Below are 13,687 nucleotides of genomic sequence, written 5' to 3'. Positions count from 1 at the left end.
ACCCCCTCACCATGAAGAAGACAAGAAGTCAACGCGGCAACATCGTCATCGGCCTGATCATCGGGCTGGTGCTCGGCCTGGGCGTCGCGCTGGGCATCGCGGTCTACGTGACCAAGGTGCCGATCCCGTTCGTGACCAAGACGCAGCGCGGCGGCGCCGAGCAGGACGAGGCCGAGGCCCGCAAGAACCGCGACTGGGACCCGAACGCGCCGCTGGCCGGCAAGGCCGGCGCGCCCAAGCCGGCGACGCCGGCCGCCCCGGCAGGCCCGGTCAACCCGATCACCGGCGAGCCCGCCACCGGCAACACCGCCGCCGCTCCCGGCGGCGCCTCGCCCGGCACCGCGCCGCCGGTGCCCGTGGTGGTGGCGCCCAAGCCGCCGCGTACCGCCCCGGTGCCGGCCGAGGCCAACGCCCTGCCGCCGTCGAACGATCCGCTGGGCGACCTGGCCCGAGCCCGGTCGGGCAGCGTCTCCGGCTCCGGCAGCACGACCACCGCGTCGGCCGCGCCGAGCAGCAGTGGCAGCAACGCCGGCAGCAGCGGCTCCGGCCCCGATCCCTTCATGTACTTCGTGCAGGCCGGCGCCTTCCGCACCACCGAGGATGCCGAGGCCCAGCGCGCCAAGCTGTCGCTCATGGGCGTCGAGGCCAAGGTCACAGAGCGCGAGCAGGCGGGCCGCACCGTCTATCGCGTGCGCGCCGGCCCCTTCAACAAGAAGGACGACGCCGACCGCCTCAAGGAACGGCTGGACGGCGGCGGCATGGATTCGGCGCTGGTCCGCGTGCAGCGCTGAGCCGGCGTCATCTGCCCGGCAACCGACACGAATAGCCCCCAAACTTCGCCGCGCGGCGTTTGCCGCCACCATCCACAGCCTCGGGCGCGCCGGATGCGGGGGAACTCCCCGCCGCGCGCCGGCTCAGTCTGCCGTAATAACTGGAGAGCTCTTTCAATGAAACGTCGTGACTTTTCGCTGGCCGCAACCTCGCTCGGGCTGCTGTCCCTGGGCGTCAACCCGGCCCACGCCCAGGCGCGTGTGCCCAAGGCCGGCTCCGAGTACCTGGTGCTCGACAAGCGCGTGCCGGTCGACGCGCCCGCCGGCAAGGTCGAGGTGGTCGAGTTCTTCTCGTACAACTGCCCGCACTGCAACGACTTCGAGCCGTCGCTGGAGGCCTGGCTCAAGACGATCCCGAAGGAAGTCTCCTTCCGCCGCATTCCCGTTCCCTTCGTGGGCAACGACGTCGAGGCCAAGCAGCGCCTGTACTACACGCTCGAAGCCATGGGCAAGGTCGACGAGTACCAGCCGAAGGTGTTCAACGCGATCCACGCGCAGCGCCAGAACGTGAACGGCGACGCCAACATCATCGCTTGGGCCACCGCCAACGGCCTGGACGCCGCCAAGTTCAAGGAAACCTTCACCTCCTTCGGCGTGGCCAGCAAGGCCAAGCGCGCCTCGCAACTGACCGACGCCTACAAGGTGGCGGGCGTGCCGGCGATGGCCGTGGCCGGCCGCTGGTATGTCGACGGCGAGACCGCCGGCAACATGACCAAGGTGCTTCAGGTCGTGAACTATCTCATCGGCGAGGCCAAGAAGGGCTGACCCCCAGGCTTCGCGCACTTCGTGTCGCGCGCGCCTTCCCCCTTGCAGGGGGCAACACCAGCGGCCCGGTGAAGCCGGTTCCGCCGTGTTCGGGCATGAAGCCGGGAAGAAAGTCAAGCCCGCCTAGGCGGGCTTTTTCATCTGTGCGGGCGGGGCAGGAGCACGCAGCCGCATACAATGCCGAGCAAGTTTCGTGCCTCTATGACATTGCACTCTCACCCCACCACCTCCTTCCTGCGTCGCATCGGCCGGCTGGCCGTCGGCGCCCTGTTGCTGGCAGGCCTCGCGTCGGGCGCCGTGGCCGAGACCGCCGACCGCTCCAAGCCGATGAACATCGAGTCGGACGCGATGCGCTACGACGACCTGAAGCAGACCAGCGTGTTCACCGGCAACGTTCTGGTGACGAAGGGCACGATCATCATCCGCGGCGCGCGGCTGGACGTGCGCCAGGACGCCGAGGGCTACCAGTACGGCGTGGTCACCGCGGCGCCCGGCAAGCGGGCCTACTACAAGCAGAAGCGCAATGCGCCCGACGAGTGGATCGAGGGCGAGTCGGAAGTCATCGAGTACGACAGCCGCGCCGACAACGTCAAGTTCATCCGCAACGCCGTCATGCGCCGCCTGCTGGGCGCCACGCCCAACGACGAGAGCCAGGGCGCGCTGATCGTCTACGACCAGAGCAACGACACCTACACCGTCAACGGCTCGACCGTGCCGCCGAACACCGCCGTCAACGCCTCGGCCCCTGGCGGCCGCGTCCGGACCATCCTCACTCCCAAGGCCGCCACCGCGCCGGCCCCGGGCGCTCCGGCTCCGGCCGGCGGTGCCAAGGCCCCTGCGCCGGCGCCCACCCCGGCTCCCGGCGCCGGCCTGCGCCCGAGCACCACGCTCAGTGACCAGGGAGACACGCGCAAGTGATCGAATCCGCAGGAACCCAGGACGCCAGCGGCACACCGGGCAGCCGCTTGGTCGCGCGCGGCCTGAAGAAGAGCTACGGCAGCCGCACCGTCGTGAAGGACGTCTCGCTCGACGTGCAGAAGGGCGAAGTCGTCGGGCTGCTCGGGCCGAATGGCGCGGGCAAGACCACCTCGTTCTACATGATCGTGGGGTTGGTGCGCGCCGACGCCGGCGACATCTCCATCGACGGCGAGCCGATCGCGCACATGCCGATCCACCGCCGCGCCCGCATGGGGCTGAGCTACCTGCCGCAGGAAGCCTCGATCTTCCGCAAGCTCACGGTCGAGGAGAACGTGCGCGCCGTGCTCGAGCTCCAGAGCGAGCCCGACGCGAAAGGCAGGCTGGTTCCCCTGTCGAAGGAGCACATCGAGGAGCGCCTGACCGACCTGCTGGTCGACCTGCGCGTCGACCATCTGCGCGATTCGCCCGCGATGGCGCTGTCGGGCGGCGAGCGCCGCCGCGTCGAGATCGCGCGCGCCCTGGCCACGCAGCCGCGCTTCATTCTTCTGGACGAGCCCTTCGCCGGCATCGACCCGATCGCGGTGATCGAGATCCAGCGCATCATCAGCTTCCTGAAGGAGCGCGGCATCGGCGTGCTCATCACCGACCACAACGTGCGCGAGACGCTGGGCATCTGCGACCACGCTTTCATCATCAGCGACGGGCACGTGCTGGCACAAGGCACGCCTTCGGAGATCGTCGACAACGCCGAGGTACGCAGGGTGTACCTGGGCGAGCACTTCCGGATGTGATCATGTTGCGAGGGTCAACGGCAAGCGTGATCGCCATGCGCGTGGAGCCCCTTCGCGAGGGCTGGTGTGCACGGCCGCCCGAAGCGGCCGGTCCGCTCCCGGCAGGGAGCTGGCGTGGCGCGCGGCGTGCTGCCTCGGGGGGAGCCGTCTTCTCATGAAGCAGGGGTTGTCCCTTCGCGTTTCGCAGCACCTGGCGCTCACGCCGCAGCTGCAGCAGTCGATCAGGCTGCTCCAACTCTCCACGCTCGAGCTGAGCCAGGAAGTGGAGCAGATGCTCGACGAGAACCCGTTCCTGGAGCGCACCGCCGAGGAGGCCGTGCGCGAGGAATTCGGGCTCGACACCGCCGACGCGCCGGTCCCTCGCGATGACGGCGGCGATGGCAACGACGGCGAGGGCGACTTCGCCCCCTCGGCCGCGAGCAGCAGCAGCGCGACTTCTTCCACGGAAGGCACGGCAGTCGCCGACGCCGACGGCCCCGCCGCCGAGATCGCCGAGCGCGAGCCCGACTGGGAAGGCGACGGCACCGTCGACATGGCGCCCGACGACAGCGAATGGGGCAGCGACGCGCCCGCGCGCCAGAACAACGCCGGCGACGACGAGCGCGCCGATGCCACCGAGCTCGCGCGCAGCCAGGAGTCGCTGCAGTCCTTTCTGCACCGCCAGGCACTGAGCCTGCGGCTCAACGAGAGCGACAGCGCCGCGCTGCGCTTCCTCATCGAGTCGCTCAACGAGGATGGCTACCTCGAAGACTCGCTGCCCGCGCTGGCCTCGGGCCTGGCGGGTGACGACAACGACGAATTCGACGACCTCGTGCACCACTTCCAGGTGGCGCTGGGCCTGCTGCAGAGCCTGGAGCCCGCCGGCGTCGGCGCGCGCGACCTCGGCGAATGCCTGAGCATCCAGCTGCGCGCCATGGCGAGCGACGACGAGACCGAGGAAGAGGAACTGGTCCGCAAGACGGCGCTGGCCATCTGCAAGCAGCCCATGGAGCTGCTCGCGCGCCGCGACTTCAAGCGTCTGGCCACGCTCACCCGCAGCAGCGAGGAGCTGGTGCGCTCGGCGCTGCAGGTCATCGCGCGGCTGGAGCCCAAGCCGGGCCGGCGCTTCGTCGACGTGGAGCGCAACGTCATCGTGCCCGACGTGATCGTCACCAAGACCGGCCGCGGCACCAACGTGAAGTTCCGCGTGATGCTCAACCCCGACGTGATGCCGCGCCTGCGCGTGCACGACATCTATGCCGGCGCGCTGAAGTCGCACAAGGGCGAGGGCAGCCAGGCGCTGTCGCAGCGGTTGCAGGAGGCGCGCTGGTTCATCAAGAACATCCAGCAGCGCTTCGACACCATCCTGCGCGTGAGCAACGCCATCGTCGAGCGGCAGAAGAGCTACTTCGTGCACGGCGAGCTCGCCATGCGCCCGCTGGTGCTGCGCGAGATCGCCGACGAGCTGGGCCTGCACGAATCGACCATCTCGCGCGTGACCACCGCCAAGTACATGGCCACGCCCTTCGGCACGGTCGAGCTCAAGTACTTCTTCGGCTCGGCGCTGGGCACCGAGACCGGAGGCAACGCGTCGAGCACCGCGGTGCGCGCGCTCATCAAGCAGTTCGTCGGCTCCGAGAGCGTGAAGAAGCCGCTGTCGGACAGCCAGATCTCCGAGATGCTGAAGGAGCAGGGCATCGAGTGCGCGCGCCGCACCGTCGCCAAGTACCGCGAGGCGCTGCGCATCGCGCCCGCCAACCTGCGCAAAGCCTTGTAACTGGCACACCCCCAGGCTATGCGCACTTCGTGTCGCTTCGCCAACCCCCTTGCAGGGGGCAACACCTGCGGACCGGCGGAGCCGGTTCCGCGGTGTTCCTGGAATGGGCTTGCGTGGCGTTGGACGGTGGCTGCGGTGTTCGCCCTGCTCGTGCTGCTTGTCACGGGCTGCGCCACGCTGCCCGACGAGGCCCCGCGCCCGCCCACCAAGACCATCGCCGTCTCGGCCGACACGGCGCTCGGCAGGATCGCGCTGGCCTCCCAGCCCGACCCCGACCTGAGCGGCTTCCGCCTGATGCCCGGCGGCGACTTCGCCTTCGACACCCGCATCCAGCTCGCGCGCCGCGCGCAGCGCACGCTGGACGTGCAGTACTACCAGATCGAGAACGACGAGACCGGCCGCTACCTGCTGCGCACCCTGCGCGACGCCGCCCAGCGCGGGGTGCGCGTGCGGCTCTTGATGGACGACCTCTATACCTCCGGCGAGGACGAGCTGCTGCTGGGCCTGGCCGCCACGCCCAACGTGGAGCTGCGCCTGTTCAACCCCTTCCCGGCAGGCCGCGGCAGCCTGCTGAAGCGCTTCACCGCCTCGCTCTTCGACTTCAGCCGCGTCAACCGCCGCATGCACAACAAGCTGTTCATCGCCGATGGCGCGATGGCGGTGGCGGGCGGGCGCAACATCGGCAACCAGTACTTCAGGCGCACCTCGGGCGAGAACTTCATCGACCTCGACACCTTCGTCACCGGCGCGCTGGTCCCGCGCCTTGGCAGCCTGTTCGACCAGTACTGGAACAGCGTCTACGTGCGGCCGATCCAGTCGGTCGTGGGCAGCAGCCTCTCGCGCGAGGAGCTGCAGCAGCGCTTCGAGCTCGCCACCGGCCCCGAGACCACGCCCCCGCCGCCCAAGCCCGCGCCCAACGACCTGCTGGGCTACAGCCCGATGGCCGAGGACCTGGACGCCGGCAAGCTCGGCCTGATCTGGACCACCGCCGAAGCCTATGCCGATTCGCCCGAGCGCGTGATCGGCAAGACCGCCTCGTATGGCGGCGTGCCGCTGCTGGACGTCGACAGCGTGCGCTACAACGTGGTCGAGCAGATGCGGCGCGCGCGTTCGGAAGTGACGATCGTCTCGCCCTACCTGATCCCCGGCGCCTCGGGGCTGGAGGTGATGCGCGAGATCCGAGGGCGCAACGTGAAGATCAGCGTGGTCACCAACTCGCTCGCCGCCACCGACGAGCCGCTGGTGCACACCGCCTACCGCCGCTACCGGCCCGACATGCTCAAGCTGGGCGCCGACCTCTACGAACTGAGCACCAACCGCACCCGCAGCAGCGTGAGGCTGGGCCTCTTCGGCACCTCGGTGGGCAGGCTGCATGCCAAGTCGGCGGTGATCGACCGGCGCATTCTGTTCGTCGGCTCGATGAACTTCGACCCGCGCTCGGAAACGCACAACACCGAGATCGGCCTTTTCATCCGCAGCCCCGAGATGGCCCAGCAGGCGCTGAAGCTCATCGACGTGCTCAAGCAGCAGGGCGCCTATAGGCTGCGCTTCGCCGAGGGCAGCAACGAGTCGCGCATCGAATGGGTCAGCGACGATGCCGGCAGGCTCACGGTGCTGACCGAGGAGCCCGATTCCCGCTTCTGGGACCGGACCATGCTCGAGATACTGGCCCCGCTGACGCCGGAGAGCCTCCTGTAGCCGCGCAGCCTCAGGTGCCGCGCACGGCCGACCACACGAGCCGCAGGCCCAGCAGTCCCATCACGCCGCCTGCCGCCCGGTCGATCCAGACCTTGTAGCGCAGGTAGGCCGAACGCGGCGCCGCCGACGAGAGCGCCAGCGCCACGATCGAGTACCAGCCCGTCTCGATGCAGAAGATGACCGCCGGCACGGCGAGCGCCAGCACCAGCGGCACCTCGCGCGGCAGGAAGGCCGCGAAGATGCTCGCGTAGACCACGGCCGTCTTCGGGTTGCTCACCTGCGTGGCCAGGCCCAGCAGGAAGGTGCGCCTGCCGCGTCCCTGCAGGCGCTGCGCCGGATCGCCGGCCTCCTGCGCCACGGCCAGCGGCTGCCGCGCGCCGCGCCAGATGCGCACGCCCAGGTACACGAGGTACGCCCCGCCGAGCCCCTTGATCGCCAGGTAGAGCGCCGGCACCGCGAGGAACGCCGCCTGCAGCCCCGCCAGCGCCGCGATCGCGAACACCAGCCCGCCCGCGCCCATGCCGAGCGCGGCGGCGAGGCCGTCGGCGCGCGAGGTCACCGCGGTGCGTGCCACCATCACGAAGCTGGGGCCCGGGCTCATCGCGCCCACGGTCATGGCGCCGGCGATGCCGAGCAGGGCGAGGGTGGTGTCGATCATGGCCGTGTCTCCTTCTTTTCGTTCTGCTTCTTCGTACGGCGCGAGGCCGTCACTGCACGTTGACCGCCTCGACCTGCACCAGCAGCTTCACCTTGTTCTCGAAGCCGAAGTTCAGGCCCCAGGTGATGCCCCAGTCGCTGCGCTCCACGGTGGTCTCGAAGTCGCCGCCGCACACCTGGCGGTTGATCAGTGGGCTCAGGTAGCAGTTGAAGCGCACGGCCTTCAGCGTCACCGGGCGGGTCTGGCCCATCAGCGTGAGCCTGCCGGGCACGTCGACCACCTTGTCGCCGGAGAAGTCGATGCGGTCGGCCACGAAGCGGCCGGTCGGAAACTCGGCCACGTTGAAGAAGTCCTTGCTCTGCACGTGTCGGTTGAGCAGGTCGACGCCGGTGTTGATGGAGCTGATGTCCATCGTGATGTCGACCTTGCCGCTGGTGCCGGTGCCGTCGATCTGCACCGAGCCGTCCTTGGTGCTGAAGCGGCCGCGGTTGGTGGTGGTGCCGTAGTGGCCCATCTCGTACATGACGAAGGTGTGGGTCGGGTCGATCACGTAGTTGGCGTTCCTGGCCGGACCGCCCGCGGGCTTGGCGGCGGCGGCTGGCGCGAATTCCGATGGCAGCTGCACTTGTTGTTGTGCGTTGGCGATGCCGGTGAATGCGGCGGCCGACAGGGCCGTGGCGAGGAGGAGCTTTTTCATGGCGTTGTCTGCCTGAGTCATGAAAGAGAGGAAAGAAGAAATCCGGAATGTCCGCGCGAGGAAGGAAGGGGCTGCGGCTTCACAGCGGCCCGAGCCCCGAGAGGGTGAACCTGAAGCGCACCTGCACCTCGTTGCCGACCACCGAGGTGTCGGTCCATTCGCCTTCGCCCACCTTGTAGTCGAGCCGCTGGATCGTAAGGCTTCCGGTGGCCACCGAGTAGTTGCTCCCCGGCGCCGGCGCGATGCTGACCGGCACCGTCACCTGCCTGGCAACGCCCTTGATGGTGAGCTTGCCCGCCATCTCGAACCTGCCTTCGCCCAGCGCCTTGATGGCGCTCGACTGAAAGCTCGCCTGCGGAAAGTGCGCGGCGTCGAACCAGGGCTGCTTGGGCAACTCGGCGTCGCTCATCGGCACGCCGAAACCGGCGCTGGCGGTGTCGATCTGCAGCGCGACGCTGCCGCCATCGGGCTTCTTCGGGTCGAAGGCCACCTGCGCGTCGAACTTCCTGAAGCTGCCTTCCACGGGCACGCCCATCTGCCTGGTGACGAACACGATCTGGCTCTTGTCGGCGACCAGCTTCGCGGCGGGGGGCGCGGCCGGGCCGGCGCCGGCCGGCAATGCCGCCACAAGCGCCAGCAGCGGGGGAAGAAGCCGCGAAAGGCCGCGGCAAAGAAGGCGGGAAGGAAGTGAGTTCATGATCCGGCAGATTCCTGTCGTGGCCCCGGCCACATCCGTTTGAGCAGACCGTCGCGGTCGATCCAGTGGTGCTTGAGCGCCGCCGCCACGTGCAGCAGCGTGATGCCCGCGAGCGCGAAGGCGCAGTTGCGATGCAGCGGCTGCAGCACCGCCTCGGCAAGATCGTGATCGGCGGCCATGAAGTCGGGCAGCGCCAGCACCCCGAACCACGAGACCGGCATGCCCATGGCCGAGCTGTAGGCCCATCCGGACAGCGGCACGGCGAAGAACAGCAGGTACATCAGCGTGTGGCTGATCCGAGAGCCGGCCTTCTGCAGACCCGGCATGTCCGCCGGCAGCGCGGGCGGCCGGTGTCCGAGCCGCCACAGCAGCCGCAGCGCCGACAGCGCGAGGATGGTCACGCCCGCCCACTTGTGCCAGTTATAGACCTTCAGCCGCAGCGGCGAGAACGGCAGCCCCGTCATGTAGAGCCCCACGCCGAAGGAGCCGACGATCAATACAGCCAGCAGCCAGTGCAGCGCGATCGCGAACGGGTCGTAGCGCAGGCGGGGCGTACCGGCGGCAGGAGAGGGGGAGGGCATGTCGGTGGACATCGGGGGCAGGGCGGCGGCCTGTGCGCGGAGCATATCCCGAAGCACGGAGCACGCGTTGTGCCAGATCGCACCGCTGCGGCGGCCTCAGCCGTGCGCCCGTTGCTGTTGCGGTAGCTGCTGTTGCTGTTGCTGCTGTGCGCGCAGCAGCATGCGCTGCAGCTCCTGCGGCTGCACCGGCTTACGCAGCGCATGCCAGCCGCGTTCGGCCGCCAGCCGCTGCGTCGCCTCGTTGATGTCGGCCGAGATCAGCGCGATCGTGAGCGAGGGCTTCTGCCGCTGCAGCCTCTCGGCCAGCGCGATGCCGTCGAGCGTGCCCGGCAGGCGGATGTCGCACAGGGCAGCGTCGAGCGCTTGCAGGTCGGCCAGCGCCAGCGCCTCGGCCGCGCTGGCGTAGACGCGCGGCTCGACCTCCCACTGCCGCAGCAGCGCGGTGAGGCTGTCGGCCACCACCGCGTTGTCTTCCACCACCAGCACGGCGAGGCCGGGGCGCAGCGGGCTGGCCGCATCGGCATCGGCCCTGTCGTTGTCTGGCACGCTGGGCGACGGGGCCGCCACCGCTCCCTCGGGCGCGGCCGGCAGCTCGAAGCCGAACACCGAGCCCCGCCCGGGCGCCGAGCGCAGCGTCACCTCGATGCCCAGGTGCGCGGCCAGCCGCCGAACGATCGCCAGCCCCAGGCCGTGGCCGCGCTGCAGGTTGCGTTCGACGTTGCCGATCTGCTCGAAGTCGTCGAACACGCGCTGCTGGGCCTCGGCCGCGATGCCGATGCCGCTGTCGCGCACCTCCACGCGCCAGGCGCGGCCGGTGTCGCGGCTGCGTTCCCGAACCGCCAGCAGCACGCGCCCTCGTGGCGTGAACTTGACCGCGTTGTCGACCAGGTTGGCGAGCACGCGGCGCAGCGAGACGGCGTCGCTCCAGGCGAGGGCATCCGGCGGGCAGCGCACCAGCACCCGGCCCTCGCCCGCCTGCCGCGCCAGTTCGTGCAGCAGCGGCGCCAGCGCGACGCTGGATGGGCGCAGCGGATCGACCGCGGCCTCGATCCTGCCGATTTCCAGCAGCTGGTTGGTCAGCCCCTCCAGCGCCTGCTGGGCGCGGGCCAGGGAGCCCACCGTGCGCTGCACCGCCTCGATGCCGGCGCCGCTGTCCAGCTGCTGGCGCAGCACCTCGGCCTGCAGGCCGATGGCCATCACCGGCTGGCGCAGGTCGTGGTTGGCGGCCGAGAAGAAGCGCAGCCGCTCGGCCTGCGCCTGCTCGGAGGCGCGCAGGCCGGCCAGGGCCTGTTCGCGCAGGCGGTGCTCGTTGAGCCGCAGGCCGATGTTCTCCTCGAGCTGGCGCGAGCGCTCGGCCACCAGCTTCCACATCATCGCGGTCAGGCCGATGCCGATGACGGCCACCGCAGCCATCACCGGCGCCCCCAGCCAGAGGCCGACGACGATGATCGGCGCCAGCAGGAGCGTGATGGCCAGCTGCGTGGCCGGCGTGTAGAACGACACCGAGAAGGCCGACGACAGCGTCATGCCCATGACGATCAGGCCCAGCAGCAGCTGCAGGTCGGCGCGGGTGGGGTCGAACAGCAGCACGCCGGCCAGGCCGTGCGCCAGCTCCCAGACGGCGGTGCGCAGCGTGTGCGTGCGCTGGGCCTCGCGCAGGGTGGCGGGCGTGAAGGGCTCCGGCAGCCGCTGCGGGAAGAAGCCGCGCATCACCGTCACCCCGGTGATCAGCGCGATCCACACCAGCGCGCGCGCCAGCGACACCTGCCAGGCGAAGAGCGCCGCCACGCCGCAGTTCAGCAGGTACTGCGCCAGCAGCACCGGGCCGATGGGGCGGATCGACAGCCGCAGCACCTCGCACTGGATCGCGAAGCGGTCGCCGCTGCCGGAGGCGGCCGGTGCGGGCGAAGGGGCGGGGGTGGGAGTCATCGGCGAATCGACTATATAGAGAAGGCCCGTGACGCGGCGACAATGGAGTCCCCTAGTCGGGCTTCGGGCTCCCCGGTGCCAGTTTTCCGTGAACGATCTCTCCTTCTTCCTGCCTTGCGCCGCCGGCGTCGAGGAATTCCTCGCCCAGGAGGTGCACGCCCTGACCGGCCGCGCCGGGCAAGACCTGCTCTCCCTGCGCGGCGGCGTGCGCGTGCGCGCCGGCTGGCGCGACGGCCTCAAGCTCAACCTGCACAGCCGCCTCGCGCAGCGCGTGCTGGTCGAGCTGGCCCACGGGCCCTATCGCAGCGAGAACGACCTCTATGCGCTCGCCAGCGGCGTGGCCTGGGAGATCTGGTTCACGCCCAAGCAGACCTTCAAGATCGAAACCACCGCCCAGCACAGCCCGCTGCAGAGCCTGAACTTCGCCACCCTGCGCATCAAGGACGCCATCGCCGACCGTTTCCGAGCCAAGGCCAACGGCGTGCGCCCGAGCATCGAGACCCAGTGGCCCGACTGCCGCGTGTTCGCCCACCTGACCACCGACACCTGCACGCTCTACATCGACACCAGCGGCGAGCCGCTCTTCAAGCGCGGCTGGCGCCAGGACAAGGGCGACGCCCCGCTGAAGGAAACCCTGGCCGCCGCCATGCTGGCCGCCAGCGGCTGGTGGAACCCCGAAACCGGTGAAGTCTCGGGCCAGCCGCTGTACGACCCCTGCTGCGGCAGCGGCACCATCGCCATCGAGGCGGCGCAGATCGCGCGCGGCATCGCGGCCGGATCGCTGCGGCGCTTCGGCTTCGAGAAGCTGCTGCCGTTCCAGGCGCATGTCTGGTCGGCGATCAGGCAGGAGGCCACGGACTCCGAGCGGGCCGTGGCCGGCGGCGGCACCCCGGTGTTCGGCTCCGACGTGTCGCACCGCATGGTCGACTTCGCCCAGCGCAACGCCGAGCGCGCCGGCGTGGCGCAGGCCGTCGAGTTCCGCGGCGGCGATGCGTTGCAGCGCATGCCGCCCGTGGAGGGCGGCGGCGTGATCATGCTCAATCCGCCGTACGGCGAGCGCATCGCCGTGGGCGGCGTGGCTGGCGCAGGGGGAGGAGGCCGCCCTGGTGCGCGCGAGGCGGCGCAGTCCACCGAGGGCGACGGCGGCGACTTCTTCCCGCAGCTCGCCACCCACTGGAAGAAGAACTACGCCGGCTGGACCGCCTGGGTGCTCACGCCCGACCTGAAGCTGCCGAAGCTGATGCGGCTGAAGGAATCGCGCCGCGTGCCGATGTGGAACGGGCCCATCGAATGCCGCCTGTTCCGGTTCGACATGGTCGCGGGCTCAGCGCGGAAGTGATTCGCCGCCCGCGCCCTCGGACCTGGGCGCCTGCTTCGGCCGCACGGCGCACGCCGCATTGACCGTGCGCGCGGCCAGTTCGGCAGGCGCGCCGGGCAGCGTTACCGGGCGAACGTCGCCTTCCTCGAAATGCTTCACCTGGACCGGTTCACCCACGAAATTGGGCAGCGAGAAGTAGCTTGCGCTCACATAGCGGGCGCTGCGGGCGTCGCAATCGACCATGGCGACGCCCTGGAAAGAGCGGAACCTGACGCCGTCACGGTTGAGGCGGCCTTCGCTCAGATTCATGCGCAGCGCCACGGTGCGGTACGAGCCGTCCACCTCGATGCTACTCGGGTCGACCTGTACATAGCTGCTGGCGGCGTCCCCGGGCGTGCCCGTGAGGGTCAGCCACTCGGCCCGGACACCCGCCGAGGCGAGCAGGACAAGGCAAAGCAGCGGTATTCGTTTCATGAAGGAAGGCGTGGTCGAAGAAGGGTGTGTCCAGGAGGGTATTTTCGCGTACCGGGCCGACATGGACCTGACGCCGACCTCGTATGGTGCAACATCGGCGGCGTTTCCTGAACATTCCATGACGTTGACAGAACCCGGCCCCGTCGTCATCGACACCAACATCGCGCTCGACCTGCTGGTCTTCGAAGACCCCGCCTGGGCCCCGCTGGCCGCCCGGCTGGCTGCCGGCGAGCTGTGCTGGCTCGCCACTGCTGCCATGCGCATCGAACTGGAGCGCGTGCTGGGCTACCCGCTGATCGCCCGGCGCATCGCCCAGCGCGAACTGCAGCTGCCCGCGGTGCTCGCCGATTTCGACGCGCGCGTGCGCATGCTCGAAGGCAGGCCGCCGCGCGCGCCCTGCGTATGCAGCGACCCCGACGACCAGGTCTTCATCGATCTCGCCGTGGCGCACAAGGCCCTGCTGCTGAGCAAGGACCGGGCGGTGCTGTCGATGAAGAAGCGTCTCGCGCTGCGCGGGGTGGTGGTGCAGGCGGCGTACGGCGGCTAGCGGCGACGTTGGTTCTTGGCGTCAGGAA

General features: G+C 69.8%; 14 protein-coding genes. 8 read left to right on the top strand and 6 right to left on the bottom strand.

Features of this window, described 5'->3' with window-relative positions; translation table 11 throughout:
* Positions 1-11: 11 nt before the first annotated feature.
* From ACTJLF_RS14915 to ACTJLF_RS14890, 6 genes are all read left to right on the top strand, one after another.
* Positions 12-791 (top strand): SPOR domain-containing protein, encoded by a 780-nt coding sequence (locus ACTJLF_RS14915; RefSeq protein ID WP_020723165.1) that lies wholly within the window; start codon positions 12-14, stop codon positions 789-791.
* Positions 792-947: 156 nt separating this feature from the next.
* Positions 948-1,595, top strand: coding sequence for a thiol:disulfide interchange protein DsbA/DsbL (locus ACTJLF_RS14910; RefSeq protein WP_019655627.1), 648 nt, complete (start codon positions 948-950; stop codon positions 1,593-1,595).
* A 201-nt stretch (positions 1,596-1,796) separates the two neighbouring features.
* On the top strand, positions 1,797-2,513 hold the full coding sequence (gene lptA / locus ACTJLF_RS14905) for a lipopolysaccharide transport periplasmic protein LptA (protein WP_132752025.1): 717 nt from the start codon (positions 1,797-1,799) through the stop codon (positions 2,511-2,513).
* A complete protein-coding gene (gene lptB, locus ACTJLF_RS14900) occupies positions 2,510-3,304 on the top strand; it encodes an LPS export ABC transporter ATP-binding protein (protein WP_019655629.1) in 795 nt (264 codons plus the stop codon). Before lptA ends, lptB begins: the two co-directional genes overlap by 4 nt.
* Before the next feature lie 154 nt (positions 3,305-3,458).
* Positions 3,459-5,060 (top strand): RNA polymerase factor sigma-54, encoded by a 1,602-nt coding sequence (rpoN, locus tag ACTJLF_RS14895; protein ID WP_440883346.1) that lies wholly within the window; start codon positions 3,459-3,461, stop codon positions 5,058-5,060.
* Between the two features lie 135 nt (positions 5,061-5,195).
* Positions 5,196-6,758 carry a phospholipase D family protein gene (locus ACTJLF_RS14890; RefSeq protein ID WP_440883345.1) on the top strand — a complete coding sequence of 521 codons (1,563 nt, stop codon included), beginning with the start codon at positions 5,196-5,198 and terminating at the stop codon, positions 6,756-6,758.
* Between the two features lie 10 nt (positions 6,759-6,768).
* On the opposite strand, the gene ACTJLF_RS14885 is transcribed toward ACTJLF_RS14890, so the two are convergent.
* The 5 genes from ACTJLF_RS14885 to ACTJLF_RS14865 form a co-directional block, all read right to left on the bottom strand.
* Positions 6,769-7,416, bottom strand: coding sequence for a LysE family translocator (locus ACTJLF_RS14885; protein WP_132752026.1), 648 nt, complete (start codon positions 7,414-7,416; stop codon positions 6,769-6,771).
* 49 nt (positions 7,417-7,465) lie between these two features.
* Positions 7,466-8,113 (bottom strand): YceI family protein, encoded by a 648-nt coding sequence (locus ACTJLF_RS14880; RefSeq protein WP_126183970.1) that lies wholly within the window; start codon positions 8,111-8,113, stop codon positions 7,466-7,468.
* 79 nt (positions 8,114-8,192) lie between these two features.
* Entirely contained in the window at positions 8,193-8,810 is a 618-nt protein-coding gene (locus ACTJLF_RS14875; RefSeq protein WP_126183969.1) for a YceI family protein, read from the bottom strand.
* Positions 8,807-9,391 (bottom strand): cytochrome b, encoded by a 585-nt coding sequence (locus ACTJLF_RS14870; RefSeq protein WP_440883344.1) that lies wholly within the window; start codon positions 9,389-9,391, stop codon positions 8,807-8,809. The genes ACTJLF_RS14875 and ACTJLF_RS14870 overlap by 4 nt, the downstream gene beginning before the upstream one ends.
* Before the next feature lie 96 nt (positions 9,392-9,487).
* On the bottom strand, positions 9,488-11,320 hold the full coding sequence (locus ACTJLF_RS14865) for an ATP-binding response regulator (protein ID WP_440883343.1): 1,833 nt from the start codon (positions 11,318-11,320) through the stop codon (positions 9,488-9,490).
* Positions 11,321-11,408: 88 nt separating this feature from the next.
* Here ACTJLF_RS14865 and ACTJLF_RS14860 point away from each other — a divergent pair, with 88 nt between their 5' ends.
* On the top strand, positions 11,409-12,659 hold the full coding sequence (locus ACTJLF_RS14860; RefSeq protein WP_132802501.1) for a THUMP domain-containing class I SAM-dependent RNA methyltransferase: 1,251 nt from the start codon (positions 11,409-11,411) through the stop codon (positions 12,657-12,659).
* Here ACTJLF_RS14860 and ACTJLF_RS14855 read toward each other — a convergent pair.
* Positions 12,645-13,112, bottom strand: a complete 468-nt coding sequence (locus tag ACTJLF_RS14855; RefSeq protein WP_132752029.1) for a surface-adhesin E family protein — start codon at positions 13,110-13,112, stop codon at positions 12,645-12,647. The genes ACTJLF_RS14860 and ACTJLF_RS14855 overlap by 15 nt on opposite strands.
* Before the next feature lie 118 nt (positions 13,113-13,230).
* Between ACTJLF_RS14855 and ACTJLF_RS14850 the strand changes: the two genes are divergently transcribed.
* Positions 13,231-13,659 carry a PIN domain-containing protein gene (locus ACTJLF_RS14850; protein WP_440883342.1) on the top strand — a complete coding sequence of 143 codons (429 nt, stop codon included), beginning with the start codon at positions 13,231-13,233 and terminating at the stop codon, positions 13,657-13,659.
* Positions 13,660-13,687: the final 28 nt, after the last annotated feature.

This window comes from Variovorax sp. 22077 (assembly GCF_052044195.1).
Lineage (GTDB): Bacteria > Pseudomonadota > Gammaproteobacteria > Burkholderiales > Burkholderiaceae_C > Variovorax > Variovorax atrisoli.
Note: the sequence above shows the minus strand (reverse complement) of the source record. Positions and strands in the feature narration are given on the sequence as shown.